General features: G+C 68.2%; 24 protein-coding genes. 9 read left to right on the top strand and 15 right to left on the bottom strand.

The window, feature by feature from the left end; all coding sequences use genetic code 11:
• The first annotated feature begins 52 nt into the window (after window positions 1-52).
• Complete coding sequence (locus FM119_RS09720; RefSeq protein WP_087137594.1) at window positions 53-1,384, top strand: ISL3-like element ISPfr3 family transposase; 1,332 nt, start codon at window positions 53-55, stop codon at window positions 1,382-1,384.
• Between the two features lie 231 nt (window positions 1,385-1,615).
• Here FM119_RS09720 and dld read toward each other — a convergent pair whose 3' ends face one another.
• Window positions 1,616-3,331 (bottom strand): D-lactate dehydrogenase, encoded by a 1,716-nt coding sequence (dld, locus tag FM119_RS09715; RefSeq protein ID WP_013161533.1) that lies wholly within the window; start codon window positions 3,329-3,331, stop codon window positions 1,616-1,618.
• A 393-nt stretch (window positions 3,332-3,724) separates the two neighbouring features.
• Between dld and FM119_RS09710 the strand changes: the two genes are divergently transcribed.
• Window positions 3,725-5,056, top strand: coding sequence for an ISL3-like element ISPfr3 family transposase (locus tag FM119_RS09710; RefSeq protein WP_087137594.1), 1,332 nt, complete (start codon window positions 3,725-3,727; stop codon window positions 5,054-5,056).
• A gap of 62 nt (window positions 5,057-5,118) precedes the next feature.
• Window positions 5,119-6,102 (top strand): DNA-processing protein DprA, encoded by a 984-nt coding sequence (gene dprA / locus FM119_RS09705; protein ID WP_087137592.1) that lies wholly within the window; start codon window positions 5,119-5,121, stop codon window positions 6,100-6,102.
• A gap of 3 nt (window positions 6,103-6,105) precedes the next feature.
• Here dprA and FM119_RS09700 read toward each other — a convergent pair whose 3' ends face one another.
• The 6 genes from FM119_RS09700 to nrdH all read right to left on the bottom strand — a co-directional run bounded on the left by FM119_RS09700 (window position 6,106) and on the right by nrdH (window position 11,993).
• Window positions 6,106-6,312, bottom strand: a complete 207-nt coding sequence (locus FM119_RS09700) for an excisionase family DNA-binding protein (protein ID WP_087137590.1) — start codon at window positions 6,310-6,312, stop codon at window positions 6,106-6,108.
• A gap of 58 nt (window positions 6,313-6,370) precedes the next feature.
• The gene (locus FM119_RS09695; protein ID WP_087137588.1) at window positions 6,371-7,672 is read right to left on the bottom strand and encodes a tyrosine-type recombinase/integrase; all 1,302 of its coding nucleotides are present in this window, start codon (window positions 7,670-7,672) and stop codon (window positions 6,371-6,373) included.
• A gap of 363 nt (window positions 7,673-8,035) precedes the next feature.
• Window positions 8,036-9,010, bottom strand: coding sequence for a class 1b ribonucleoside-diphosphate reductase subunit beta (gene nrdF, locus FM119_RS09690; protein WP_087137586.1), 975 nt, complete (start codon window positions 9,008-9,010; stop codon window positions 8,036-8,038).
• A 120-nt stretch (window positions 9,011-9,130) separates the two neighbouring features.
• Entirely contained in the window at window positions 9,131-11,236 is a 2,106-nt protein-coding gene (nrdE, locus tag FM119_RS09685; RefSeq protein WP_087137584.1) for a class 1b ribonucleoside-diphosphate reductase subunit alpha, read from the bottom strand.
• An 11-nt stretch (window positions 11,237-11,247) separates the two neighbouring features.
• Window positions 11,248-11,655 (bottom strand): class Ib ribonucleoside-diphosphate reductase assembly flavoprotein NrdI, encoded by a 408-nt coding sequence (gene nrdI / locus FM119_RS09680; RefSeq protein ID WP_087137582.1) that lies wholly within the window; start codon window positions 11,653-11,655, stop codon window positions 11,248-11,250.
• A gap of 104 nt (window positions 11,656-11,759) precedes the next feature.
• On the bottom strand, window positions 11,760-11,993 hold the full coding sequence (nrdH, locus tag FM119_RS09675) for a glutaredoxin-like protein NrdH (RefSeq protein ID WP_087137580.1): 234 nt from the start codon (window positions 11,991-11,993) through the stop codon (window positions 11,760-11,762).
• Between the two features lie 352 nt (window positions 11,994-12,345).
• Here nrdH and FM119_RS09670 point away from each other — a divergent pair, with 352 nt between their 5' ends.
• Window positions 12,346-13,557 carry an MFS transporter gene (locus FM119_RS09670; protein ID WP_087137577.1) on the top strand — a complete coding sequence of 404 codons (1,212 nt, stop codon included), beginning with the start codon at window positions 12,346-12,348 and terminating at the stop codon, window positions 13,555-13,557.
• A gap of 64 nt (window positions 13,558-13,621) precedes the next feature.
• Here FM119_RS09670 and FM119_RS09665 read toward each other — a convergent pair whose 3' ends face one another.
• Entirely contained in the window at window positions 13,622-14,155 is a 534-nt protein-coding gene (locus FM119_RS09665) for an NAD(P)H-dependent oxidoreductase (protein WP_087137575.1), read from the bottom strand.
• 171 nt (window positions 14,156-14,326) lie between these two features.
• Here FM119_RS09665 and FM119_RS09660 point away from each other — a divergent pair, with 171 nt between their 5' ends.
• Entirely contained in the window at window positions 14,327-15,484 is a 1,158-nt protein-coding gene (locus FM119_RS09660; RefSeq protein ID WP_087137573.1) for an acyl-CoA dehydrogenase family protein, read from the top strand.
• Between the two features lie 16 nt (window positions 15,485-15,500).
• Here the strand turns inward: FM119_RS09660 and FM119_RS09655 are convergent, their stop codons facing one another.
• The 3 genes from FM119_RS09655 to FM119_RS09645 all read right to left on the bottom strand — a co-directional run bounded on the left by FM119_RS09655 (window position 15,501) and on the right by FM119_RS09645 (window position 17,275).
• Window positions 15,501-15,776 carry a metal-sensitive transcriptional regulator gene (locus tag FM119_RS09655; protein ID WP_087137571.1) on the bottom strand — a complete coding sequence of 92 codons (276 nt, stop codon included), beginning with the start codon at window positions 15,774-15,776 and terminating at the stop codon, window positions 15,501-15,503.
• 88 nt (window positions 15,777-15,864) lie between these two features.
• Window positions 15,865-16,755 carry an ROK family protein gene (locus tag FM119_RS09650; protein ID WP_087137569.1) on the bottom strand — a complete coding sequence of 297 codons (891 nt, stop codon included), beginning with the start codon at window positions 16,753-16,755 and terminating at the stop codon, window positions 15,865-15,867.
• Between the two features lie 37 nt (window positions 16,756-16,792).
• Window positions 16,793-17,275 carry a MarR family winged helix-turn-helix transcriptional regulator gene (locus FM119_RS09645; protein ID WP_087137568.1) on the bottom strand — a complete coding sequence of 161 codons (483 nt, stop codon included), beginning with the start codon at window positions 17,273-17,275 and terminating at the stop codon, window positions 16,793-16,795.
• Between the two features lie 90 nt (window positions 17,276-17,365).
• On the opposite strand from FM119_RS09645, the gene FM119_RS09640 reads away from it, so the two are divergent.
• Entirely contained in the window at window positions 17,366-18,214 is an 849-nt protein-coding gene (locus FM119_RS09640) for an SDR family oxidoreductase (RefSeq protein WP_087137566.1), read from the top strand.
• A 184-nt stretch (window positions 18,215-18,398) separates the two neighbouring features.
• Window positions 18,399-19,061 (top strand): nicotinamide riboside transporter PnuC, encoded by a 663-nt coding sequence (gene pnuC / locus FM119_RS09635; RefSeq protein ID WP_087137564.1) that lies wholly within the window; start codon window positions 18,399-18,401, stop codon window positions 19,059-19,061.
• A gap of 6 nt (window positions 19,062-19,067) precedes the next feature.
• Here pnuC and FM119_RS09630 read toward each other — a convergent pair whose 3' ends face one another.
• The 3 genes from FM119_RS09630 to FM119_RS09620 all read right to left on the bottom strand — a co-directional run bounded on the left by FM119_RS09630 (window position 19,068) and on the right by FM119_RS09620 (window position 22,134).
• Window positions 19,068-20,267, bottom strand: coding sequence for an MFS transporter (locus tag FM119_RS09630; protein ID WP_218778763.1), 1,200 nt, complete (start codon window positions 20,265-20,267; stop codon window positions 19,068-19,070).
• Between the two features lie 299 nt (window positions 20,268-20,566).
• The gene (locus tag FM119_RS09625; protein ID WP_087137562.1) at window positions 20,567-20,737 is read right to left on the bottom strand and encodes a CsbD family protein; all 171 of its coding nucleotides are present in this window, start codon (window positions 20,735-20,737) and stop codon (window positions 20,567-20,569) included.
• Between the two features lie 224 nt (window positions 20,738-20,961).
• Window positions 20,962-22,134, bottom strand: coding sequence for an acyl-CoA dehydrogenase family protein (locus FM119_RS09620; protein WP_087137560.1), 1,173 nt, complete (start codon window positions 22,132-22,134; stop codon window positions 20,962-20,964).
• Between the two features lie 189 nt (window positions 22,135-22,323).
• Here FM119_RS09620 and FM119_RS09615 point away from each other — a divergent pair, with 189 nt between their 5' ends.
• Both FM119_RS09615 and FM119_RS09610 read left to right on the top strand, forming a co-directional pair.
• Window positions 22,324-23,202 carry an NAD(P)-dependent oxidoreductase gene (locus FM119_RS09615; protein ID WP_087137558.1) on the top strand — a complete coding sequence of 293 codons (879 nt, stop codon included), beginning with the start codon at window positions 22,324-22,326 and terminating at the stop codon, window positions 23,200-23,202.
• Window positions 23,199-24,254: an NAD(P)H-dependent flavin oxidoreductase gene (locus FM119_RS09610; protein ID WP_245827421.1), complete on the top strand. Its 1,056-nt coding sequence runs from the start codon at window positions 23,199-23,201 to the stop codon at window positions 24,252-24,254. Before FM119_RS09615 ends, FM119_RS09610 begins: the two co-directional genes overlap by 4 nt.
• Here FM119_RS09610 and FM119_RS09605 read toward each other — a convergent pair.
• The coding region (locus FM119_RS09605) for a glycoside hydrolase family 32 protein (protein WP_087137556.1) at window positions 24,230-25,827 on the bottom strand (1,598 nt) is incomplete at its 5' end. The genes FM119_RS09610 and FM119_RS09605 overlap by 25 nt on opposite strands.

The following is a 25,827-nucleotide window of genomic DNA, read 5'->3' as shown; positions in this document are numbered from 1 at the left end:
GAGGTCTCCCGAGGATGAGAGCTCCTACACACTCAGCCCGAAAGACCTCGACGTGCACGACGCTACCGTCGGCGGGCGCGCTGATGCGTTCGCCAGCCCCGACCTGACTGCCTTCTGCCGCCTCGACGAACTCGGCCTCGTTGTCACCGGGCAGCGACTCGAGCCGGATCGTGCCGTATTGGCCTGTCAGGTGGTCGAGCCCGACCAGTGGTGCCGGCGCTGCGGCTGCGAAGGGAGACCACGTGACACCGTGGTCCGACGGCTTGCCCACGAACCACTGGGCTGGCGGCCCACGACGCTGGAGGTCGTCGTGCGCCGTTACCGCTGCAGCGGCTGCGGGTATGTGTGGCGCCAGGACACCACCGCCGCGGCCGAGCCCCGGGCCAAGTTGTCTCGGCGCGCTCTGCGGTGGGCGCTGGAAGGGATCGTGGTCCAGCACCTGACCGTGGCTCGGGTCGCCGAGGGGCTCGGGGTGGCCTGGGACACCGCCAACGACGCCGTTATGGCCGAGGGCAAGCGGGTGCTGATCGACGAGGAGCACCGCTTCGAGGGGGTGAAGGTCGTCGGGGTCGATGAGCACGTGTGGAGGCACACCCGTCGCGGCGACAGGTACGTCACCGTGATCATCGACCTCACCCCAGTGCGAGATGGCACCGGCCCGGCACGGCTGCTGGACATGGTCGAAGGACGCTCCAAGCAGGCGTTCAAGACCTGGCTGGCCGACCGCCCGCAGGAGTGGCGCGACGGCGTGGAGGTGGTCGCGATGGACGGCTTCACCGGGTTCAAGACCGCCGCCGTCGAGGAACTGCCCGACGTGGTGACCGTGCTAGATCCCTTCCACGTCACGCGCCTCGCTGGCGAGGCGCTCGATGAGTGCCGACGGCGAGTTCAGCAGGCCATCTGTGGGCACCGCGGCCGCAAGGGCGACCCGCTCTATGCCGCCCGCCGGACCCTGTCCACCGGCGCCGACCTGCTCAACGACAAGCAGAAGGACCGACTGGACACCCTGTTCGCCGACGACGCCCACGTCGAGGTCGAGGTCACCTGGAGCGTCTACCAGCGCATGATCGCCGCCTACCGCCACGAGAACCGGCGCCACGGCCGCGAGCTGATGGCCCGGCTCATCGACTCGATCAGCACCGGCGTCCCCAAGGCCCTGGTCGAGATCACCAAGCTCGGCAGGACGCTGAAGAAGCGCGCCGCCGACGTCCTGGCCTACTTCGACCGGCCCAGCACCTCCAACGGGCCCACCGAGGCGATCAACGGCAGGCTCGAGCACCTGCGCGGCTCGGCGCTGGGGTTCCGCAACCTGACCAACTACATCGCCAGATCCCTGCTCGAGACCGGCGGGTTCAGACCCCGACTACACCCTGGATTCGGATGAGCCGGATTTCGCCGGTGTGCCAGCCGTCGCGGGTCAGCTGACGGCGTGAGGCGATGACCCGTTCTCGGACCGGGCGCGGCCCTCGCCGCCACGCGATTCTATGGCCTGCCCAGCCTCTGACCGATGTCTCGACTCATCCGTCCCGGTGGACCTAGGGAGTCGAGCCCTAGGTCCACCCGAGATGGATAAGACATCGCTCAGGCTCTCACGGCGTCGCGCTACCTTGGGGACTTAGGCCCAGTCCTTGTGCGGCGACGTGCCGCCGATACCGGCGTTGAACGTATTCGTCGGATCGAGCTCCTTGAAGTGCTCTTCCATGGACTCCGGCAGCTTGTAGATGCGACCGTAGTTGTGCTCGGCGGGCAGCTTCGCGCCGCGCTCCTCCAGCAGGTGCTGGATGCGGTCGTGCAGCGCCTCGGGATCCACGCCCTGCTTGGCGACATAGTCCTGGTGCATCACATGGCAGAAGAAGTGCCCGTAATACGCCTTGACCTCAAGCTGGTCGTCGATCTCCTCCGGCAGCACCTCGAGCCAGTTCCAATCGTCGCGACGCAGGGCCACATCGATGGGGATGAGCCCTGCGATGTGCCGGCGCTTCAACGCGGCGTAGCGAGTGGCGGCACTGGCCGCGCCGAACCGGTTGAGCGACGCGCTCTTTTCTTCATCAGACGTGCAGATGAAGAACTCACCAGTGTGCTCGGGCTCTGCGAAGAACTCCTTGAGCATCTTCTCGCTCGCGGCCTTCTGCGACTCGCTGACGGTGAGCAGCAGGTGATGCTCGAAACGGTTGCGGTACTCCATCATGCGCTTGGGCAGCTGGTTGGGCAGCACGCTGAACATGGCTTGCGATACCGTGTCGGCGAAGGTCGGACCAATGCCGGGAATCTTCGAGAACAAGCCGTTGGCCCACGTCTTGAACGAGAACATGCGCGTCTGCAGCGCTGGACTCATGAACTTCAGGAAGACGAAGGTGTCTTTGCCGTACTTCTCGGCCAAGTCGAAGGCACTGCGGCCCATGTACTCACCAGAGATAGGCAGCGGCATGTCGGCTTCGAGGAACAACCGACGGATCTCTTCGAGCTCGTGCGTGTTGTTCGTGCCGATGTAAAACACGGTCGGGTGCACTTCGCGAGGGAAGGTGCGGGTGCGCACCGCGAACACCATCAGCTTGCCGGCCGAGCCGGAAGCCTCGAACAGGTACTCGGGGTTCGCATTGTAGCGAGCAGGCGAAGGCACGATCTTGCGCAAGTGCTCGGCGTACTCGGTCTCGTTCGAGTCTTCGGGAGCTGGGGTGACATCCTCGGGAGACCACTCGCCGCGCTGTAGACGGTCGAGTGCGACCTCAGGGTCGTCTCCGAGCGAGATGCCCAGGTGATTGACCAGCTCGACCTTGCCGTCGTCGTTGACGCGGGCGAAGATCGCTTCGCGCGTGAATGCCGGACCCTTGCGAATCTGGCTGCCGCCCGAGTTGTTCGCGATGCCGCCGATGACCGAGGCGCCGATTGATGTCGACCCGATCACCGAGTGCGGCTCGCGCTGGTGCTTGGCGAGCGCGTCGGTCAGGTGTGTCAGCGGGGTGCCCGCGAGCGAGATCGCCTCGCGCGCGTCGTTGATGAGGTGCACCTCATCGATGCGGTGAGTCGAGATGATCACAATGGGGCGATCGTAGTCTTGGAAGCCGGGGCCGGATCCACCAGTCAGGCCCGTGTTCGATGCCTGCGGGATGACGATGAGGTTGTTGTCGACGGATACCTGCAGCGCCCGCCACATCTCGACCAGCGTGCCGGGGCGCACCACGGCGAAGACTGGTCCGCCGCCGAATCGATAGCCTTTGCTGAATGGCATCGTGGCACGCTCAGAGGTCAGTACATGTTCGTCGCCGACGATTCTCTTGAACGCATCGATCGCTTCGTGCGAAGTCGTGGTGGTCTGTCCTGGTTGCGTCATCTCTAAGCTTCCTATATTCAGTTGCATCACAAGCGCGTCATGATACTGAGGGGATGTCGCCTTGATCCGAGCTAGTCCGCGGTCGTTCATTTTTTGATGGGCGGGGAAACGAGCCAGGGGGACGACGTCTGCGACCGTCTGCCCGGAAGCTCGCTACGGCGTCCAAGGAGTGTGCGTGTGCGTATGCATGTGCATACGCGCATCCTCATTGTAGAAGATGCGCATCAGATAGTTTCGGACCGCGGTACTTTCGGACTCCGGTAGGTTCGGAGGCTCTTCCCAGATGAGGGTGTAGCGCACGTCGCGCGGCGGGCCGGCGCGTCGGTGTCGGGGTGAGGGTCGAGGTCTCCCGAGGATGAGAGCTCCTACACACTCAGCCCGAAAGACCTCGACGTGCACGACGCTACCGTCGGCGGGCGCGCTGATGCGTTCGCCAGCCCCGACCTGACTGCCTTCTGCCGCCTCGACGAACTCGGCCTCGTTGTCACCGGGCAGCGACTCGAGCCGGATCGTGCCGTATTGGCCTGTCAGGTGGTCGAGCCCGACCAGTGGTGCCGGCGCTGCGGCTGCGAAGGGAGACCACGTGACACCGTGGTCCGACGGCTTGCCCACGAACCACTGGGCTGGCGGCCCACGACGCTGGAGGTCGTCGTGCGCCGTTACCGCTGCAGCGGCTGCGGGTATGTGTGGCGCCAGGACACCACCGCCGCGGCCGAGCCCCGGGCCAAGTTGTCTCGGCGCGCTCTGCGGTGGGCGCTGGAAGGGATCGTGGTCCAGCACCTGACCGTGGCTCGGGTCGCCGAGGGGCTCGGGGTGGCCTGGGACACCGCCAACGACGCCGTTATGGCCGAGGGCAAGCGGGTGCTGATCGACGAGGAGCACCGCTTCGAGGGGGTGAAGGTCGTCGGGGTCGATGAGCACGTGTGGAGGCACACCCGTCGCGGCGACAGGTACGTCACCGTGATCATCGACCTCACCCCAGTGCGAGATGGCACCGGCCCGGCACGGCTGCTGGACATGGTCGAAGGACGCTCCAAGCAGGCGTTCAAGACCTGGCTGGCCGACCGCCCGCAGGAGTGGCGCGACGGCGTGGAGGTGGTCGCGATGGACGGCTTCACCGGGTTCAAGACCGCCGCCGTCGAGGAACTGCCCGACGTGGTGACCGTGCTAGATCCCTTCCACGTCACGCGCCTCGCTGGCGAGGCGCTCGATGAGTGCCGACGGCGAGTTCAGCAGGCCATCTGTGGGCACCGCGGCCGCAAGGGCGACCCGCTCTATGCCGCCCGCCGGACCCTGTCCACCGGCGCCGACCTGCTCAACGACAAGCAGAAGGACCGACTGGACACCCTGTTCGCCGACGACGCCCACGTCGAGGTCGAGGTCACCTGGAGCGTCTACCAGCGCATGATCGCCGCCTACCGCCACGAGAACCGGCGCCACGGCCGCGAGCTGATGGCCCGGCTCATCGACTCGATCAGCACCGGCGTCCCCAAGGCCCTGGTCGAGATCACCAAGCTCGGCAGGACGCTGAAGAAGCGCGCCGCCGACGTCCTGGCCTACTTCGACCGGCCCAGCACCTCCAACGGGCCCACCGAGGCGATCAACGGCAGGCTCGAGCACCTGCGCGGCTCGGCGCTGGGGTTCCGCAACCTGACCAACTACATCGCCAGATCCCTGCTCGAGACCGGCGGGTTCAGACCCCGACTACACCCTGGATTCGGATGAGCCGCAAAAGGGGGCGGCCCCGGCACACCTCCTAGAAGAAGTCACGCTCGAAGGAGGCCACCATGCCCGCGCTCACCGCTCTTGCTAGGGATGATCGATCCGCCCGCGTATTGCTGTCGATGATCGGCACCCCAGCTGACGTCGCCACGGGAAAATTACTCACCGAGGTAGGCGCAGCAGAGCTGATCTCAATCGCCGAAGGAGACGGCCCTGTCTCCGGCATGGATCGCATTGAGGCTGCGGTGTGGCGCGATCGATTACTTTCAGTTGCCGCCCCGGATCGCCTTGCCGAGCGCATGGTTGAAGCCAGCGAGTTCCGTGTGATCATTCCCAGCGACCCCGACTGGCCAACGGCGCTTAACGATCTCGGTCACCGTGCACCATACGCGCTCTGGGCGAAGGGGCGCACGGAATTGCTCGCTGAGCCGCTCCCACAGCGCATCACCCTCACGGGTGCCCGCGCCGCCACCTCATACGGCGCACACGTCACCGAAGAACTGTGCGGAGACCTCGCTCAGAACGGTAGAACGCTGGTAGCAGGGGCCGCGTACGGCATCGAGGCGTCCGCGCACCGTGCCGCCCTCGTCCGCGATGCGAACACGATCGCGGTGCTCGCTTCTGGCGTCGACCGCCCCTACCCAGCGGGCCACGCTGATCTCATCGATCGCATTGCCCGAGAGGGCCTGCTGCTGTCTGAGGGGCCACCGTCGGTCGCACCGACTCGCCAACGCTTTATCGACCGATCGCGCATCCTCGCCGCACTGTCGAGCGCCACGATCATTGTCGAAGCAGGATCTCGCTCCGGTTCGCTGCATACGGCCGCCGAGGCAGCGCAGCTGGGACGCTTCGTCGGCGCCGTCCCCGGGCCCATAACGAGCGCCGCCAGCACGGGATCCAACCTGCTGCTGCAAAGCGGTCACGCCCGTGTCATTACCAATGGAACCGACATCATGCGCATGCTTGAGGGCGAAACGAGCGCCCCCGCGCGAAGTGTGATCCGCGCGGAGGCGCCGCATGCTGTCTCACCCGAAAGTCGGGTGCTGTAGCTCCTACCTTGCCGTCGGCATCTCTACGACCAGACTCTGTCGAAGCTCGTCGAGGTCAACGCGAATGAGGCGCCCGACCCGATATCCGCGGACGGTGCCGTCAGCGATTCGACGTCTGATGGTCTTGACCGAAACTCCGAGATTCTCGGCTGCGACCGCCAATGGTACCAACGCGGATTCGGATGCATCGGATGGGTTGCGGGCAATCATGGTGTTACCTCCCTGTAAGCGAATGAGTGTCACTCCACAGGTGTCCGCAGCTGTCCGGTTAGGTCTCCTCGCCACCGTCGCCTTCTTTCTTCGCTCGGGCAATGCTCGTGCTGACACGATCGCTCATACGGTCAGCCAGTTCCCGGTCTCGATTCATCGTGGCGTGCTGGTAACGCAACACGATGTGAATGTCAGCGTGACCGCCGCGTCGCATCAGCTCCGCGAGCGTCGCCCCCTCTTGCGCGAAGATCGTGAGCCCCGTGTGCCGCAGGTCGTGAAACCTGAAGCGGTGGGGCAGCCCCGCTACTCCATCCCGCGCGTCAGCCCAGATGTATCCCCACCGGGTGTTCGAGAGCGGGATGCTCCCCCAACGGTCGGCGGGAAGTACCGGCGCCTTCGCATCGGACGAAACGTAGTCGTCCAAGTGCTGCTGCAGTCGATCAATCATGAGCTTCGGGATGCTGAGGGATCGCCTACCAGCCTCGCTCTTCAGGTCGGTGTAGCCACCGGTGTTGGCGTTGAGCTGACGTCGCACATGCAGGGTGGCGCTTCCGTCGTCGTGCCACTCGATGTCACGACGCTGCAGACCGAGGCACTCACCCCGGCGCAGCTGACACCATGCCGCGAGCAGCACCGCCATAGCCCATTGATCTGGAACCGCCTCGTACAGTGCTTCAACCTGTATGGGATTTGCAACGTCTTCACCCGCGTCGTGGTCTGCGTCGTGTCTCACCGACTCTTGCCGCGGTACCGACACGTTTGGCGCCGCGGGGATGATGCCGTCTCGTGCTGCCTGCCGAAGGATCATCATGAGCACGATGAGCACCGGCCTCGTGATGCCGTTGAACTTCGAGTTCGGATTCAGCGGTGCGGGGATCTGGTCAAGCCGATCCGTCATCACCTTGATGCGGGCGGCGTCGATCTCACGCACCGGAGTGTTTCGGAACTCTGGAATGAGATAGCCGGTGACCTTCCCCTGGTACGAGCGCACCGTCCCAACCGCCCGCTTCTTACCGCTGCGATTAGGTTCGGTACGGATCATTTCAAGCCAACGTTTGGAGTACTCCTCGAAGCCCAACGACTGCGCCTGTTCGACTGCCAGCTCGGCTTCAAGCTTGGCTGCGATCTCCTCCGGTGGCTCCCACAGCCCCCGCGCCATCTTCGTCTGCACCCCGGCCAGCCAGGTGCGGGCATCCGTTTTCGTGAGAAACGTGAGCGGCTTATCCTGATCAGTTCTAGCCGTGTAGGTCGTTCCGTCTGGTCCTGGGTAACGGACCTGCCACCGGCCGGAGGGAAGCTTTCGCAGCCTTCCCCATGCTTCGCGTTTTGCTGCGGCGTTGCTCTGCGCCGTGGTACTCATGATGCCCTCCCATGGACTCGAACGGACTCCTGTGGGCCGTCGTGCCCCTTCGTGCCCCTGGCGCCGAGACAGGCTCTAGATCCGCCTAATTCAGCGGATCTGAAGGCCTTCTCCACCAGCCGAAGGGCACGTTGGGGCACGACCTGGAGGGCACGCAAACCAGAAATTCGGGTAGGCGAGCACCTCCGCTCCCGTGTGGAAGGTGGGCGCGTGCCCCCTACGTGCCTCTCTGAATGGGTATTCCTGTTCATCTCTGTTCTCCTCTGTCTTGTTGACTGGAGACACGAAAACGCCCCTGATCTGCGAAAATTCGCGGATCAGGGGCGTGAACAGGTATTTACCTGGGGCCTCTAGGAAGAAATCTTAGAAGTCCCAGTCGTCGTCCTCGGTGGCCTCGGCCTTGCCGATGACGTAGGAGGAACCGGAGCCGGAGAAGAAGTCGTGGTTCTCGTCCGCGTTCGGTGACAGCGCCGACAGGATCGCCGGGTTCACGTCGGTGGTCTCCTTCGGGAACATCGCCTCGTAGCCGAGGTTCATCAGCGCCTTGTTGGCGTTGTAGTGCAGGAACTTCTTGACGTCCTCCGTCAGCCCGACACCGTCGTACAGGTCCTGCGTGTACTGCACCTCGTTCTCGTACAGCTCGAACATGAGGTTGAAGGTGTAGTCCTTCAGCTCCTGCTTGCGCTCCTCGCTGGCGTTCTCGAGGCCCTTCTGGAACTTGTAGCCGATGTAGTAGCCGTGCACGGCCTCGTCGCGGATGATGAGGCGGATCAGGTCGGCGGTGTTGGTCAGCTTGGCGTGGCTGGACCAGTACATCGGCAGGTAGAAGCCCGAGTAGAACAGGAACGACTCCAGCAGCGTGGACGCGACCTTGCGCTTCAGCGGGTCGTCGCCCTGGTAGTAGTCCATGATGATCTGAGCCTTCTTCTGAAGGTTCTCGTTCTCGACCGACCAGCGGAACGCCGCGTCGATCTCGGGCGTGGACGCCAGGGTGGAGAAGATCGACGAGTAGCTCTTCGCGTGCACGCTCTCCATGAACGCGATGTTGGTGTACACCGCCTCCTCGTGCGGGGTGAGCGCGTCGGGGATGAGCGAGACCGCGCCGACCGTGCCCTGGATGGTGTCGAGCAGGGTCAGCCCGGTGAATACGCGCATCGTGAGCAGCTTCTCCTGCTCGGTCAGCGTGTTCCAGGACTGCACGTCGTTGGACAGCGGCACCTTCTCCGGCAGCCAGAAGTTGTTGACGAGGCGGTTCCACACCTCGACGTCCTTGTCGTCCTCGATGCGGTTCCAGTTGATGGCCTCGACGTGGTTGACGAGCTTGAGCTTGTCGATCATGGGTGCTGTGTTCCTTCTTCCGTGCCTTCTCTGCCGATTCCGTGGCCGGGGTGCGCCGGCCGGGTGCCGCTGACGCGGCGAGGCGCCGGCGGGGTGGGACCCGTCGGCGCCGTCACGCGTCTACAGCATGCAGCTCACGCAGCCGTCGACCTCGGTTCCCTCGAGGGCGAGCTGGCGCAGGCGGATGTAGTAGATCGTCTTGATGCCCTTGCGCCACGCGTAGATCTGCGCACGGTTGATGTCGCGCGTGGTCGCGGTGTCCTTGAAGAACAGGGTCAGGCTAAGCCCCTGGTCGACGTGCTGCGTCGCCGCGGCGTAGGTGTCGATGATCTTCTCGTAGCCGATCTCGTACGCGTCCTGGTAGTAGTCCAGGTTGTCGTTGGTCATGAACGGCGCCGGGTAGTAGACGCGGCCGAGCTTGCCCTCCTTGCGGATCTCGATCTTCGAGGCGATCGGGTGGATCGAGGAGGTCGAGTTGTTGATGTAGGAGATGGAGCCGGTGGGCGGCACGGCCTGCAGGTTCTGGTTGTAGATCCCGTGCTCCTGGATGCTGGCCTTCAGCTGGCGCCAGTCGTCCTGGGTGGGGATGTGGATGCCGGCGTTCGCGAAGAGCTCGCGGACGCGCTCGGTGGAGGGCGCCCACTCCTGGTCGGTGTACTTGTCGAAGAACTCGCCGCTGGCGTACTGCGAGTCCTCGAAGCCGTCGAAGGTCTGGCTCCGCTCGATCGCGATCGCGTTGGAGGCGCGCAGCGCGTGGAAGAGCACCGAGTAGAAGTAGATGTTCGTGAAGTCGATGCCCTCCTCGCTGCCGTAGTAGACGCGCTCGCGGGCGAGGTAGCCGTGCAGGTTCATCTGGCCGAGGCCGATGGCGTGCGACTTGTCGTTGCCGTCCTCGATGGAGCGGACCGACTCGATGTGGCTCTGGTCGGAGACGCTCGTGAGTCCGCGGATCGCCGTCTCGATGGTGCGGCCGAAGTCGGGCGAGTCCATCGTGAGGGCGATGTTGAGCGAACCGAGGTTGCAGGAGATGTCCTTGCCGATCTCGTTGTACGAGAGGTCGGTGTTGTACGTCGTCGGCGTGTTGACCTGGAGGATCTCGGAGCACAGGTTGGACATGTTGATCCGGCCCTTGATCGGGTTGGCCTTGTTCACCGTGTCCTCGAACACGATGTACGGGTAGCCGGACTCGAACTGGATCTCCGCGAGGGTCTGGAAGAACTCGCGCGCCGAGATCTTGGTCTTCTTGATGCGGGAGTCGTCGACCATCTCGTGGTACTTCTCCGAGATGGAGATGTCGCCGAAGGGCACGCCGTAGACGCGCTCCACGTCGTAGGGGCTGAAGAGGTACATGTCCTCGTTCTTCTTCGCCAGCTCGAAGGTGATGTCGGGGATGACCACGCCGAGCGAGAGCGTCTTGATGCGGATCTTCTCGTCCGCGTTCTCGCGCTTGGTGTCGAGGAAGCGCAGGATGTCGGGGTGGTGGGCCGAGAGGTACACGGCCCCCGCGCCCTGGCGGGCACCGAGCTGGTTGGCGTAGCTGAAGGAGTCTTCCAGCAGCTTCATGACGGGGATGATGCCGGAGGACTGGTTCTCGATCTGCTTGATCGGCGCGCCGGCCTCGCGGATGTTGCTCAGCAGCAGGGCGACGCCTCCGCCGCGCTTGGACAGCTGCAGCGCCGAGTTGATGCCGCGGGAGATCGACTCCATGTTGTCTTCGATGCGCAGCAGGAAGCACGAGACGAGCTCGCCCCGCTGCGCCTTGCCGGTGTTGAGGAAGGTCGGCGTGGCCGGCTGGAACCGCCCGGCGAGGATCTCGTCGACGAGCGCCGTGGCGAGCTTCTCGTCACCCTGGGCGAGCCCGAGCGCAGTCATCACGACGCGGTCCTCGAAGCGCTCGAGGTAGCGCTTGCCGTCGAAGGTCTTCAGCGTGTACGAGGTGTAGTACTTGAACGCGCCGAGGAAGGTCTGGAAGCGGAACTTCTTCGCGTAGGCGAAGTCGTTGAGCTTCTCGATGAACTCGAACGAGTACTGGTCGAGGACGGCCTGCTCGTAGTACTCCTTCTCGACGAGGTAGTCGAGGCGCTCCCTGAGCGTGTGGAAGAAGACCGTGTTCTGGTTGACGTGCTGGAGGAAGTACTCGCGCGCCGCCTCGCGGTCCTTGTCGAACTGGATCTCGCCGTTCGGCCCGTAGAGGTTCAGCATCGCGTTGAGGGCGTGGTAGTCCATCGCCGGCGCTTCTATGAGAGACGTTGCCAAAATGCATCCAATCCTTGGCCGACGATGTCCACGTCGTCGGCGGTTCCGAACAGTTCGAAGCGGTAGAGGACCGGCACCCGGCACTTGGACGAGATGATGTCCCCCGCGAGGCCGTATGCCTCGCCGAAGTTGGTGTTGCCCGCGGCGATGACGCCGCGGATGAGGGAGCGGTTGACCGGGTCGTTGAGGAACCGGATCACCTGCTTGGGGACTGCCCCGCCCTCGACGCCCCCGCCATAGGTGGGGGTGACGAGGACGTACGGCTCGGTCGCCCGCAGCGGGTCATCGGCCTTGCGCAGCGGAAGCCGGTCGCCCCCGCGGCCGAGTTTGTCCATGAAACGGTCGGTGTTGCCCGAGACGCTGGAGAAGTAGATCAGTGATGAGGACATCACGCGTCCTTACAGCTCTGGTGTCGATGCCGATACGGCGGATTCCGACTCCCGCGCGACGCGTCGGAGGGCGATGCGCCTCCCCACCCGGCGCGGGCCGGGGGTCAGGCGAGGCGCTGCGCGAGCTCCTCGATCTTGTCGGGGCGGAAGCCCGACCAGTGGTCTTCACCGGTGATCACGACGGGCGCCTGCAGGTAGCCGAGGGCCTTGACGTCTTCGAGCGCCTGCTCGTCCTGCGAGAGGTCCAGGATGTCGTACTCGATGCCCTTGCTGTCGAGCGCTCGGTAGGTTGCATTGCACTGCACGCAGGACGGCTTGGTGTAAACCGTGATCGTCATCTCAGGCCTTTCTCGCGGAGGTTTCTTTGTGAAGTCGAGCGGGGTGAGTCTTCGCTCTGCCCCCGGTAGTTCAATACTACATATAGTTGACCCCGGAATCGATGACCCCAAGGGCTAGTAGTTACATCGATGTCATTTTCAACAGCTCCTCCACCGTTTCGCACCGGTTATCCACCATCGATCCACCGCAAAACCCACAGATCGCGAGGCACTCGCGACGCACCAATCCGGGGGAGCACAGCAGGCCGACGGCGTGTCGTCCACAGCCCCGACCATACGGCCGACCACCGACAACGCGAGAAGCGCCGACAGCCGTTTCGGGCGTGTCGGGGGCGGGCATAGACTTGCCCCCGTGAGCTCCTATTCGACCCTCCTGAAGACCCCGGGGGTCGCACGGATCATCAGCGCCCAGCTCCTCGCCCGTTTCCCTGGCGGGATGCTCTCCCTGGCCATCCTCATGCACGTCGAGCGGCAGACGGGCTCCTACGCGAACGCCGGCCTCGTCCTCGCCGCGACGAGCATCGGCCAGGCCATCGCCGGCCCGCTCACCAGCCGCTGGATGGGCCGATGGGGCATGCGCCCCGTCCTGCTGCTGACCACGGTGGTCTGCACGGCCTCGGTCACCGTGATCGGCATCGTCCCCCTCGCCGTCATCGGGTATGTCGTGTTCGGCCTCCTCGCGGGCCTGAGCACTCCCCCGGTGCAGCCGGCCGTCCGGACGATCTACCCGAAGATGGTCAACTCCTCCCAGCTGACCAGGCTGTTCAGCCTGGACGCCTCCGCGCAGGAGATCATCTGGGTCCTCGCCCCCGTCGTCGTCACCTTCGTGGCGATGCAGATCAGCACCTCCGTCGGGATCCTCGTCGCGGCAAGCATCCTCGTCCTCGGCGGCCTGTGGTTCATCTCCCTCCCCGAGCTCGGGCGCGTGCGCATCCCGCGCAGCCGTCGGGCGTTCGGCGTCGTGCTCAAGCGGCCGACCGTCCTGCTGAGCACCGTCGTCGGCTTCCTGATGATCGCCACGATCGCCGCGGTGGAGGCCGGCGTCGTCGCCAACTTCGGCCACGGCGGCAGCGAGGCAGGCATCGCGCTGGCGATCTTCGCGGTCGGTTCCCTCGCCGGCGGGCTGGCGCTCGGCCACCTGGCGATCGGCCCGTGGGCGCTGGCCTCGCGCATCGTGATCATCGTCGTCGGAGTCGTCCTGACCCCGCTGTTCTCCGGACTGTGGGGACTGTCCGCCGCGCTGCTCATCGCGGGCTTCGGCATCGCGCCCGCGCTGGCCGTGCTGTTCGCGATCGTGTCGTCGACGGTGAAGTTCTCGGACACGGCGGAGGCCTACGGCTGGGTCGGAACGGGACAGCTGATCGGCGCGGCACTCGGTTCCTCGCTCGCGGGAATCGCGATCGACACCACCGGAGCGGCCGGAGCGTTCTGGGTGGCATCGGGCTTCGCCGTCGCTGCACTGCTCGGCGCCGTCATCGGTCGCCGCTGGCACCCCGATCTGCGCGGACGCGAGGTGGGGCCGATCCCCGACACCGAGCCGATCTCGATCAGCCCCAGCTCCTGAGCGCACACCGCCGACGGCTCGACACGCACCGAGGCCCCGGGTCAGCCCTGCAAAACGAGCCCCCTCACCCGATGGCCGAGTGCAACGCGTCGAGCGCAGCCCTCAATCCGAGGTCCTCCTGCGGCGTCGACCGGAACGCGACGTGCTCGATTCGCTCGGCGGCTCCATTAATGAGCACGGGGTCCGCGACCGCCCGCATGCCCAGGGCCGCCGAGGCACGCCGCAGGCCGTGCGCCGCCGCGGTCATATCGCCCGCCGCGCCGTAGAGCACGCTGCCGAACGGCACCCCGGCGAGTTCGCCTCCGATGTGCTCGAGCGCCGTGGCCAGCGCCGCCGAGTAACCGCCGAGGGGGGAGCCGGACACCCACAGCACCGCCTCCGCTCTGTCGGCACGGCGACGCCAGCGTTCGCGATCGGGATCGCGCAGCAGAAGCGTGGTCACGTCGCCCTCCGACATCAGTGGTGCGAAGTCGAGCAGATCGACGAGGTCGCTCTGCCACGCGCCCATCGCCTCCGCACGGTCGAGCGCCCATAGCGAGACCGGAAGGCCCGTGCGACCGGGTCGGATACTGCCCATGACGATCATGAGACGTGACATGCTTCTCCCCACTCCGGACAGGGACGCGCACCCAGCGAAACGCGCGAGGACAACTGCTGTCCGGCGGTGACGACCGACCCGTCCGGCACATCGATGATCATGCCCTACCCGGGCAGTCGCAGGGCCCGTACCCACAGGGCAGAGCTACCCAGTCCGCCGTAGGCTGGCGGCATGACCTCCGACGTGCTCAGCGACGCCCTGCTCGCCCGGATCCGCTCCCGTGCGCCCGGGCACGACCGCGCGAACACCTTCCCCCACGACGACCTGGCCGAGCTCGCCGCGGCCGGCTACCTGCGCGCCTTCGTACCGGCGGATCGCGGAGGCCTCGGCTGGAGCCTGAGCGAGGTCTCCCGTGCTCAGAGCCGTCTGGCGGCCGCGGCTCCGGCCACGGCGCTCGCGGTCAACATGCACCTGGTCTGGACGGGTGTCGCCCGGCTGCTCAACGACAGGGGGGACACAGGACTCGACGCCGTCCTCGACGACGCCGCGGCGGGAGAGATCTTCGCCTTCGGCGTGAGCGAGGCGGGCAACGACCTGGTGCTGTTCGGCTCCGACACGGTCGCGGAGCCGGACGGCGACGGCGGGTACCGCTTCACCGGAACGAAGATCTTCACCTCCCTCGCCCCGGCCTGGACGCGACTGGGGGTCACCGGCCAGGACTCGTCGGAGCCCGGAGCGCCCCACATCGTGTACGCACTCCTGCACAGGGACGACGCCACGATCACCAGCCCCGAGGACTGGGACACGGTGGGGATGCGCGCCACGCAGAGCCGGACCACCAGGCTCACGGGAGCCCACGCCCCGCGCGGGCAGGTCCTGCGCCGGATCCCCGCCGGGCCCAACGCGGACCCGATCGTCTTCGGCATCTTCGCCATGTTCGAACTGCTCATCGCCTCCGTGTACACCGGGATCGCCGAGCGCGCCCTCGAGCTCGGCGTCGAAGCCGCCTCGACCCGGATCTCCAAGCGCACGGGCCGACCGCTCAGCGCCGACCCCGATATCAGGCACCGACTGGCCGGCGCGGCGATCGCCCTCGGCGGCGTCAGGCCGCAGCTGGACGCGTTGACCGCGGAGGTCACGTCCGGCGCCGACCACGGGGCGTCCTGGTTCCCCCGCCTGGTCGGGCTCAAGGTCACGGCGACCGAGACAGCCCGCGACGTCGTGGACGCGGCGATACGCTCCGCCGGCGGGTCGAGCTACGCCAGCTCGGCCGAGCTGGGACGTCTGTACCGCGACGTGCTCGCGGGGATCTTCCACCCCTCCGACGACGAGTCGGCCCACGCGACGGTCGCCTCCTGGCTCCTCGGCCCCGTCGACGACCAGCCCTGAGCGCGGCCCGTCGGGCTCAGCGGTTGGTGCCCAGCTCGAAGGCCTTGAGCAGCTCCGCGACGGCGTCCTCGCGCTGCTGCCCCCCGGCCTCGAACATCTCGGTGACGTGGGTCCTCAGGTGGTTCTCGATGAGGAGCTTGTTCAGCGAGCCGAGCGACTTCTGGATGGACAGGGACTGCGTGATGATGTCCATGCAGTAGTCCTCGTTGTCCACCATCTTCTCGAGGCCGCGCATCTGGCCCTCGAGGATGCGGATCCGATGCAGCGCGCGCTTCTTGATGTCCTCGATCATCGGATCAACATACCCCATCCCCCTGGGCGTATTGAGGATGCGCGACCCAGGGCGAGCGGCCCGCACGCGGCCGATCGGGACGCCGGGCTCAGCCGCGCGGGGCGAGCGCCCCCGCCGCCAACTCCAGCGCCCCGATCACGCCGGCCCTGTCCCCCAGGCCCGGCGGCACGATGAAGTCGCTGTCCGGGTCCGCTGCCGGGTGATCCTGGAGATATCCGTTCAGGAGCACGGCCGTCAGTTCGCGCACGCGACGCATCAGTCCGGGGGTCTTGGCCACGCCGCCGCCGAGGATGATGCGCTCGGGGCAGAGCGACAGGGTGATCGTCATCATCAGCTGCGCGACGTACCAGGCGCCGAGCTCCACGGCCGAGGCCAGCATCTCGCCGCTGAGCGCCGAGCCGGGCGAGCCCCACCGCGCCTCGACGGCCGGTCCGGCCGCGAGCCCCTCCAGGCAGTCACCGTGGAAGGGGCAGACCCCCGCGAAGTCGTCATCGGGGTGGCGGCGCACCAGGACGTGGCCGAGCTCGGGGTGCCCGAGGCCCTGGACGGGGCTGCCGGCGACGATCGCGCCGACCCCCACGCCGGTGCCGACCGTCACGTACGCGATCGAGCCGAAGCCGATGCCCGCGCCGTGCCTCAGCTCGCCGATCGCGGACCCGGTGACGTCCGACACGACGGTCAGCGGTGCCGCGACGATGTCCGCTAATGCCGCCCGCTGATCGAAGCCCGGCCAGCCGCGCTTCGGGGAGGCCAGCACCGTTCCGTAGTTCGCACTCTCCGGGACGACGTCGACGGGCCCGAACGACGCCAGGCCCACCGCCTCGACCTCGTGGCGCCCGAGGAGCTCCCTGATCGCCAGGTAGCTCGTCTCCGGATCGCTCGTCGGGATCGTGACGGTCTCCACGATCTCGGTCGGCGCATCGGCGTCGGCCACGGCGCACACGATCTTGGTTCCCCCGGTCTCGATTCCGGCGATCATTCTCTGCTCCTCGCGTCGTTGCGGCGGCACGGCGCGACTAGTCGATGTCGCGGGTCAGGTGGTGTGCCGGATCAAGAGTACTCAGGATCCGCTCCAACGCGACGCTGAGCCCCTCACGCTCGGCATCGCTGAGCGTGTCGAACACGCGTCGGCGGACCTCCTCGACGTGACCGGGCGCCGCCGACTCGACCAGCGCCATCCCCGCATCGGTGAGGACGGCGAAGGTGGAGCGGCCGTCATCGGGGCAGGTGGCCTTCGTCACCCAGCCGGCCTCGCCCAGCCGGCGTACCACGTGCGACAGTCGCGACAGCGACGAGTTGGTGCGCGACGCGAGGTCGCTGAGGGTGAGGCGGCGGTCGCTGGCGTCGGAGAGCATGGCGAGCACGTAGTACTCGAACTCGGTCAGTCCGCTGTCGCGCTTGAGCTGCCCGTCGATCGCCGCGGGGAGCAGCATGGTGACCGCACGGAGGCGGAGCCAGGCGGTCAGCTCGTCGTCGCTGAGCCATCGGGGGGTGGTCATGACGCAATCGTACGCTGTTTGTTGACGCTTCAACCAATCGGTCGTAGAGTGATGTCAGTTGAAGGTTCAACTAATGATTGGAGCCACACCATGACCATCGCCGTCACCGGAGCGACCGGACACCTCGGCCGCCACGTCATCGACACCCTGCTCACCACGCAGGCGCCCGCCGACATCGTCGCCATCGTCCGAAACCCGGACAAGGCCGCCCCCCTGGCCGAACTCGGCGTCCAGGTCCGCGTGGCGCCCTACACCGACACGACGGCGCTCGGCGAGGCGCTCGCCGGAGTCGACCGGCTGCTGCTGATCTCCTCGAGCGAGGTCGGCCAGCGCTTCGCGCAGCATAAGAACGTCATCGACGCGGCCGCGGCCGCCGGCGTGCGCCAGATCGCTTACACCAGCGTGCTCAACGCCACCACGACACCGCTCATCCTCGCACCCGAGCACAAGGCGACCGAGGAGTACCTCGCCGCCAGCGGGATCGCCACCACCCTCCTGCGCAACGGCTGGTACACCGAGAACTACGCCGGCCTCGTCGCGGAGGCGCGCGAGCACGGCACCGTGACCGCCGCCGCCGGAGAGGGCCGCGTCGCCAGCGCCACCCGCGCCGACTACGCCGCCGCAGCCGCCGCCGTCCTGCAGGACGACAGCCACCTCGGCAAGACCTACGAGCTCTCCGGCGACGTCGCCTGGTCCTTCGCCGAGTTCGCCGACACGCTCAGCGAGCTGCTCGGCCGCCCGGTGCGCTACGCCAGCGTGACCCCCGACGAGCTCGCGGCCACCCTCACCGCCGCGGGCGTGCCCGCCGACGGTGCCGGCTTCGCCGCCGCCCTGGACGCCGACACGGCCGCCGGCTACCTCTCCGAGACGACGGGCGACCTCTCGCGGCTCATCGGCCGGCCCACCACGCCGCTCGCCACCGCGCTCGCCGCGCTCTAGGCTCGCACGTCCCCGACGCCCCGCCCCGCCGCTCCCCCGAGCGCGCGGAGCGGGGCGTCGTCGGTGAGCACCAGGCGCACGAGCGTCCGCCATACTTGGCACGGGGCGACTGAGCCGCCCCCGACCAGCACAGGGCGACCGCCGACCGGCCGGCCCGACAGGAAGGGACACGACCACGGACGCCATCCTCTGGCTTTTCGACGCCACCCTGACCATCGGGGACCAGACCGTCCTCTGGCGCGAGATCGTCGGCAACGTGTTCGGGCTCGCCTCGGCACTCGGCGGCATGCGGCGCAAGGTCTGGGCCTGGCCGATCGGCATCGTCGGCAACCTGCTGCTGCTCACCGTCTTCCTCGGCGCGGTGTTCCACACGCCCAACCCGGTCAACCTGCTCGGCCAGGCGGGGCGTCAGCTCATGTTCATCGCCGTGTCCGTCTACGGCTGGTTCGCGTGGCGGAGCAACCGCCACTCCGACGGCGCGGCCGTCACCCCGCAGTGGGCCTCGGGCCGGCAGCGGATCGGCCTCGTCGTCGCCCTGGTCGGCGGGACCCTCGTGCTGACGCCCGTCTTCCGCGCGCTGGAGTCGTACGAGCCCGTCTGGGCCGACGCCTGGATCTTCATGGGCTCGCTGCTGGCGACGTACGGCATGGCCAGGGGGTGGGTCGAGTTCTGGCTGGTGTGGATCGCCGTCGACGCGGTCGGCGTCCCGCTGCTTCTGAGCGCCGGGTACTACGCCTCGGCGTTCATGTACGTGTTCTACGGGGCGTTCACGGCCGTGGGCTTTATCGTGTGGTGGCGCATCGACCGGGCCAGCAGCCGCGTCGTCCGCCTCGGCCCGGGGACCTAGCCCGCGTCAGTCCATCGGGACGATGGCGATCGACCCCGTGGTGGTGTCGACCTGGTAGCGGCGCCGGAAGATCCTCTTCCGGGGCACGAGCATCGTCAGAACCGCCACCAGCAGTCCCGCCAGAGCGAAGCCGACACCGGCCCACGCCGGAGCGACCAGCATCTGCCTGGCGATGAAGAAGCCACCCGCCGCCGCACCCATGGCGTTGGCCATGTTGAAGGCGGCGTGGTGCATCGACGCGGCCAGCGACGGCGCCTGCGGCGCCGAGTCCATCAGCCGGATCTGCACCGGAGGGCCGAGCAGCTGAGAGCACACGCCCAGCACAAACGCACCGACGTACGCGACCCAGGTGATGTGGACGAACGCGCCGAACAGCCCGAGGACAACGGCCATCGCGATCAGCGCGATGATGATCGAGCGGTCGACGGACCAGTCGGCGAGCCGGCCGCCGAACATCGTCCCCACGGTCATCCCGAGGCCGAACAGCGCCATGATGAGCGGAACGAGCGCCTCGGGGACACCGGACACACCGGTGACGATGGGCGTGATGTAGCTGTACACCGCGAAGATCCCCGCGAAGCCGATCGCACCGATCATCAGGCCGAGCCAGAGCTGACCGGACTTCAGGGCGGTGAGCTCACGCGTGATCGACGCGTCCGAGCGCACCGGCCCCGCCGGCACCCAGATGAGCACGGCGAGCAGGTTGATCACGCCGATCAGGACGACGATCATGAACGCGGTCTGCCAGCCGAACGCCTGCCCCAGCCAGGTCGCCGCAGGCACGCCCGCGAGGTTGGCAATCGTCAGCCCGAGGAAGATCTTCGCGATCGTCCGGCCGCGGCGGTCGGGGTCGGCCATGCTTGCCGCCGTCACGGAGGCGACACCGAAGTACACGCCGTGCGGCAGCCCGGACAGGAAGCGGGAGGCGAGGAAGGTGGGGACCTCGGTCGCGAAGATCGTCAGGCCGTTGCCGACGATGAACAGCACGATGATCGCCAGCAGGAGCCGCTTGCGGCCCACCTTCGCGGCCAGCGCGGTGATGACGGGGGCTCCCACCACCACGCCGAGCGCGTAGGCCGAGATGCCGTGGCCGACATCCGCCTCCGTCCCGCCGATGCCCTCCGCGATCTGGGGCATGATGCCCATGACGACGAACTCGGTGACGCCGATGCCGAAGCCGCCGATGGCGAGCGCGAGGATCGCCATCGGAAGGTTCCGCGGAGTGGTGCTGCGTTCGATGAGCGGCAACAGAAACCTCGATTCCTCGTGAACGTGTGTGGTGGGGGCGACCGTTCCGCCGGAGACCGCGGTGCCACCCGCGGACGGGTCGGCGCGCGGGCGGAAGCCGCGAAAAAGCAAAAGCCGCAGGGACGGCCTGCGGCGGACGATGTGTCGGCTCCAGTCTAGGGGCGAAGCGGGGCGCCTCGCACGTGCGGCGACGGATCCGACCGCGACACACGCATCGGGGCCGGGGTGCAGTGCACCCCGGCCCCGATGGTCTCGGCCTACTTGAACGAGTCCTTGATGTCCTCGCCGGCCTTCTTCGCGTCGGCCTTGGCCTGGTCGAGCTTGCCCTCGGCCTCGAGCTTGCCGTTGTCACTCAGCTTGCCGGCGGCCTCCTTGGCCTTGCCCGCGAGGTCCTGCGCGGCGTTCTGGATCTTGTCCGATGCACTCATGCGTTCCACCTTTCGTCGAGACCGCGGGGTCGATCACCCCGTGGTGTTCCCACCGTACGCCCGCCGCGTAGCCGAACCTGGGTGCGGCGTCACCGGCGGTAACGGTGGGTGATCCGATGTGCTTCATCAACGGGACGGAGACGGAGCCGAAACGTCACGGAATCGAGGAAAGTTTTTTGCCGCCGCCGTCGCCGGTGGCTCGTCTTGCCCGCGCGGGGCCGCCGCTAGACGCCGTCCGCCTCGGCCGAGTCGGCGAGCGCCCGCTCCCCCACGGCTCGGAGCCGATAGACCCTGGGGTTGTGCGAGGCGAGCGTCCTGGCGTTGCGCCAGTGCCGATCGAGCGACAGACCGAGCGAGGTCCCCGACGAGCCGAGCGCGTCGAACACACGGGTCGCGCTGTCGAGGACGTGGTCGATCACGATCGCCTGGGTCTGCGCCACGCTCGTCCAGGCCCGCTCCAGCGCACGCCCGTCCCCCCGCCCCTCACCGTCGACCACTGCGTCGACGGCCGCGAGCGACCGCTCGAACGCCGCGTCGGAGGCGTACACCGCCGTCGACACGCGACCGAGCACCTCGAGCAGCTGCGGGTCCTCCGCGGGCACGGGCGTCGTCGCGTCCGGGTGCGAACGGCGGCGGGCCCTGACCGCGGCCGCCCCCTCCGCCAGCACCGCCCGGTTGATGCCGACGAGCAGCGCGTTGAGCACGGACTGGTAGAAGTGCCCCTGGTAGTCGTAGCGGGTCGCGTAGGAGAAGACGTTCGCCCTGTCGACGAGCACGTCGTCGTAGCGGACAGAGCCGCTGCCGGTGACCCGCTGCCCGAAGGCGTCCCAGTCGTCTCCGACCTGCACCCCGTCGGCCGTGGTCGCGACGAGCACCACGACCTTCTCCCCGTCCGGATCGAGGGCGAGCACGGTCGTCCAGCGCGCGTAGATGCTCCCCGTGGCGTAGTACTTCGTGCCGCTGAGGCGCCACCGACCCTCCGCGTCGACGCGGATGCGGGTCTGCGGTTGCCCGCCGGCGGACGCGCCCGGCTCGCTCCACCCTCCGCCGACGATCTCGCCGTCACCGAGCCGGCGCAGCCAGTCGTCCGTGCGCGGGTCGGACCGGTCGTGGCGGCGGTCCTCGCCGAAGGAGAAGTGGTTGCGCCAGATGTGCGCCAGATTCGGGTCGACCTCGGCGAGCTCCGCGATGAGCCGCATCACCCAGGACAGGGGAACGTCGTCCCCTCCGAGGTCGGCGGGGACGCGCAGCCGGGCGAACCCCGCCTCGATGAGCCAGTCCAGCTGGATGTCGGCGCGCGCCTCGGCACGCTCGCGGTCGAGCGCGTCCACGCCGATCCGGGCGAACACCGGCCTGAACCGCTCCGCCGTCTCCTGGTAGTCCCGCTCACTAGGCATCCGTGCCACCCTCCGTCATCGTCGCTCCCTGGACGCTACCCAAGGTGCGGGACGGCCCCGCAGTCACGCCGACACGCGGTGACATATTGCGCGGCGGCGCCGCTCCCGTCGCGGATGTGGCCGGGCTCGGTCGTCCTACCATGGGCTCGGGCGTCCACCCGCTCCCGTTCACCGCTGAAAGGACCAGCCATGCCACGCATCTCCGTCATCGGACTCGGCGCGATGGGGCGCCCCATCGCCCACAACCTGCTCGGCGCCGGCTACGAGGTCACAGTGTGGAACCGCTCCCCCCGGCCCGTCGAGGAGCTCGTCGCCGCCGGAGCGACGGCGGCCCCCACGCTCGCCGAGGCGTTCGCGACGGGGACCGTGATCTCGATGGTCTCGAACGATGAGGTGTTCGCGCAGCTGTTCCTCGACTCGGACGTGCTCGCGCACGCGCCGGCGGACAGCGTGCACATCAACATGGCGACGGTCAGCACGGAGCTGGCCCGTCGTGCCGCCGCCGTGCACGCCGAGCACGGCGTGGGCTATCTGTCTGCCCCGGTGTTCGGGCGGGTCGCGGCGGCCGAAGCGGGCCGGCTGACCGTCATCGTCGGCGGTCCGGCCGCGCTGCGCGAGCGCGTGCAGCCCGTCTTCGACGTCATCGGGGCGAGCAGCTGGCCGATGGGCGAGCGCGCCGAGCAGGCCAGCATCGTCAAGATCCTCGGCAACTACCTGATCGCCTGCGCCATCCAGTCGATGGGTGAGGCGGTGAGCCTCGCGGAACGCAGCGGCGTGGACGCGGCCGAGCTCATCACGCTGCTGTCCTCGACCCTCTTCCAGGGACCGGCGTACGCGTCCTACGGCGCGCTGATCGCGGCACACGAGTACACGCCGGCCGGGTTCACGACGACGCTCGGCCGGAAGGACCTGCACCTCGCCCTCGACGTGGCGGAGCGGACCGGCGTGACGCTGCCGGTCGGGGAGGTACTGCGCCGCGCCTTCGACCAGGCGATCGCGGACGGGCGCGCAGACGAGGACTGGGCGTCCATCGCCGAGCAGCAGCAGTCCGCGACGGGGCCACGGTGACCCACGGGCTGATCGGCTGCGAGCTGCCGATCGTCGCCGCACCGATGGCCGGCGGCCCGAGCACCGTGGAGCTCGCGCTGGTGGTGGCCGCGGCGGGCGGTCTCCCGTTCCTCGCCGGAGGATACGCCGCGACGGGCGCCCTCGCCGAGCAGATCGACCGGCTCCAGGCGGCGGGGGTCCGTTTCGGCGTCAACCTCTTCGTCCCCGACGAGCGGCAGCGCGTCGACCGCGACGCGGTGCGGCGCTACGGCGAGAGCCTGCGCGAGGACGCGGACGCGCTGGGCGCACCGCTTGGCGAGGTCCCCGACTTCGACGACGACGGCTGGGCGGAGAAGCTCGCGCTGCTCGCGGACCGCCGGGTCCCCGTCGTCTCGCTCACGTTCGGCCTCCCCCGTCGCGACGACGTCGCCGCACTGCAGCGGGCGGGCACCCGGGTGCTGATCTCCGTCACGAGCCCCGACGAGGCGACGGCCGCGGCCGGCGTCGGAGCCGACGGCATCGTCGTGCAGGGGCCGCGCGCCGGCGGCCACTCCGCGCGGCACGACGCCGGGGGCCCCGCGCCGGCCGAGGTCGGCACGGCAGACGTCGTGCGGCGCGTGGCCGCGGTCACGCCGCTCCCGATCGTCGCCGCGGGCGGTGTCGACGGGCCCGAGGAGGTGGAGCGGCTGCTCGATGCGGGCGCCGAGGCGGTCGCCGCCGGGACGATGTTCCTGCTGACCGACGAGGCGGGAACGGGCGCCGTCCACCGTGCGGCTCTCCGCGACCCCTCCGTCACCGAGACCGTGGTGACCCGCGCCTTCACCGGACGGCCCGCGCGTGCGCTCCGCTCGGATTTCACCGACAGGCACGGCGCCGACGCCCCCACCGCCTGTCCTGCGGTCCATCACCTGACCCGGCCGCTGCGCATGGCGGCGGCCGCCGTCGGCGACGCTCAACGCGTCCACCTCTGGGCGGGGACGGGGTGGCGGGCCGCGCCCTCAGCACCCGCCGCCGACGTGGTCCGCTGGCTCGCCGGTCTCGGCGCGTCTCAGCGGATCGCGTCCATCGGGTAGACGGTCAGCGACACCAGTCTGGCCGTGCCGCCCTCGCTGTACAGCGAGATTCCGTCGTTGCCCGCGTCGGGGTAGGCGAGCATCGTGCCGCTCAGCCGGCCGTCGTCGACGAACACCTCGACGGAGGACTGGTCGATGTAGCCGCGGACGCGCAGGACGCCGTCCTCGACCGGCTCCCATGCCGCGGATCGGCGCGTCTCCGGCGCGGGATCGGGATCGGCCTCGCCGTCGGCACCGCGTACCGCGTCCATCCCCGCGTGGGAGCGGTCGAGCACGAACTCGCCCGCCGCGGCGTCCGCGCCGATGCGGAACCGCTGCTCCCTCCCGCCCGCGTCACCCTCGAAGACGCTCAGACCGGCAGCGTCGGCGTCGCCGAGCTCAATCTCCGCCTCGAACTCGAGGCTGCGCCCCGCCACATCCAGCGGCACGGAGCCGTCGATCGCGATGTCCTCGACCGTGACCGCCTCGCCGCGCAGGCCGTCGAGCTCGGCGACGGGCCGCTGGACGAGGACGACGTCGTCCCCGTCCGACTCGAGCGAGAGCTCGCGCGGAACGCTCATGTGGTTCGCCCAGCCCTCGGTCGGCGTGCCGTAAGGGTGCCGCCAGTTGCCGACCCAGGCGAGCCAGACGCGCCGGTCCTCCGGGTCGCCGGAGAAGCTCTGCGCCGCGTAGAAGTCCTGACCCATGTCCGTGATCCGCACCTCGTCCGGCGCGGAGCCGTTGTGGAAGGTCTCCCCGTCGAAGTCACCGACGAAGTACTGCGCGGTCGAGCCGCCCGTCTCCTCGTTGTCGCCCACGCTCACCGCGAGGACCCAGCGGGTGTCGTCCGGGTCGCCGTCGACCGCGAGGGGGAACAGCTCGGGGCACTCCCACACCGCCGCATGCAGCCCCTCGTCCCGGCCGAACTCGGAGCGTAGCTCCCAGTCGATCAGGTCGTCCGAGGTGAGGATCTCGACCGCGGACCCGGCGGACACGACCATCACCCACGCCGCCGTCTGCTCGTGCCAGAACACCTTCGGGTCCCTGAAGTCGGTCCTGCCGTCGTTGGCGACCACCGGGTTGCCGTCGTAGCGCTCCCAGCTGCGGCCCTCGTCGCTGCTGTAGGCGATGCTCTGCGCCTCGCCACCCTCGGTGTTCGTGTAGACGGCGACCATGCCCCTGCCGGTGTCGGGGAACAGCCCGCTGGTGTTGTCGGGATCCATGACCGCGCTGCCGGACAGCGCCTGGCCGAGCTCGTCGTGCTCGAGGGCCGTCGGCTGCTCCTCCCAGTGCACGAGGTCCGGCGCGACGGCATGCGCCCACGTCCCGTCCTGCTGGTGGAAGAGGTGGAACTCCTCCCCCGACCAGAGCAGGCCGTTGGGGTCGGCCATGTTCCCCTCGCTGGGCGAGTAGTGGAAGCCGGGGCGCAGCGCCTCGGAGGCCGCGAGGTCGTCCTCGGCCCGGCCCGCCCCTCCGTCGGAGGTGCAGCCGGTCACGGCGAGCGCCAGCACGGCCGTGCCGGCCAGGGCGGTGAGGGTTCCACGGCCGGCCAGGGTCGGAATGCGGCGGGTCCGGCGGGGAAGGTTCGGCGGGC

Source organism: Mycetocola reblochoni REB411 (assembly GCF_900163835.1).
GTDB classification, from domain to species: Bacteria; Actinomycetota; Actinomycetes; order Actinomycetales; family Microbacteriaceae; genus Mycetocola_B; species Mycetocola_B reblochoni.
This window is presented reverse-complemented; position numbering and strand designations above follow the sequence as displayed.

Coding starts and splice junctions, on each gene's coding strand:
- FM119_RS09700 (WP_087137590.1), bottom strand. CDS start 6,312: ATGATTGCCCGCAACCCATCCGATGCATCCGAATCCGCGTTGGTACCA.
- nrdI (WP_087137582.1), bottom strand. CDS start 11,655: ATGTCCTCATCACTGATCTACTTCTCCAGCGTCTCGGGCAACACCGAC.
- FM119_RS09615 (WP_087137558.1), top strand. CDS start 22,324: ATGCCACGCATCTCCGTCATCGGACTCGGCGCGATGGGGCGCCCCATC.
- FM119_RS09655 (WP_087137571.1), bottom strand. CDS start 15,776: ATGATCGAGGACATCAAGAAGCGCGCGCTGCATCGGATCCGCATCCTC.
- FM119_RS09640 (WP_087137566.1), top strand. CDS start 17,366: ATGACCATCGCCGTCACCGGAGCGACCGGACACCTCGGCCGCCACGTC.
- FM119_RS09660 (WP_087137573.1), top strand. CDS start 14,327: ATGACCTCCGACGTGCTCAGCGACGCCCTGCTCGCCCGGATCCGCTCC.
- FM119_RS09665 (WP_087137575.1), bottom strand. CDS start 14,155: ATGTCACGTCTCATGATCGTCATGGGCAGTATCCGACCCGGTCGCACG.
- nrdH (WP_087137580.1), bottom strand. CDS start 11,993: ATGACGATCACGGTTTACACCAAGCCGTCCTGCGTGCAGTGCAATGCA.
- FM119_RS09630 (WP_218778763.1), bottom strand. CDS start 20,267: ATGGCGATCCTCGCGCTCGCCATCGGCGGCTTCGGCATCGGCGTCACC.
- dprA (WP_087137592.1), top strand. CDS start 5,119: ATGCCCGCGCTCACCGCTCTTGCTAGGGATGATCGATCCGCCCGCGTA.
- nrdE (WP_087137584.1), bottom strand. CDS start 11,236: ATGGACTACCACGCCCTCAACGCGATGCTGAACCTCTACGGGCCGAAC.
- FM119_RS09695 (WP_087137588.1), bottom strand. CDS start 7,672: ATGAGTACCACGGCGCAGAGCAACGCCGCAGCAAAACGCGAAGCATGG.
- FM119_RS09645 (WP_087137568.1), bottom strand. CDS start 17,275: ATGACCACCCCCCGATGGCTCAGCGACGACGAGCTGACCGCCTGGCTC.
- nrdF (WP_087137586.1), bottom strand. CDS start 9,010: ATGATCGACAAGCTCAAGCTCGTCAACCACGTCGAGGCCATCAACTGG.
- FM119_RS09650 (WP_087137569.1), bottom strand. CDS start 16,755: ATGATCGCCGGAATCGAGACCGGGGGAACCAAGATCGTGTGCGCCGTG.
- FM119_RS09620 (WP_087137560.1), bottom strand. CDS start 22,134: ATGCCTAGTGAGCGGGACTACCAGGAGACGGCGGAGCGGTTCAGGCCG.
- FM119_RS09625 (WP_087137562.1), bottom strand. CDS start 20,737: ATGAGTGCATCGGACAAGATCCAGAACGCCGCGCAGGACCTCGCGGGC.
- dld (WP_013161533.1), bottom strand. CDS start 3,331: ATGACGCAACCAGGACAGACCACCACGACTTCGCACGAAGCGATCGAT.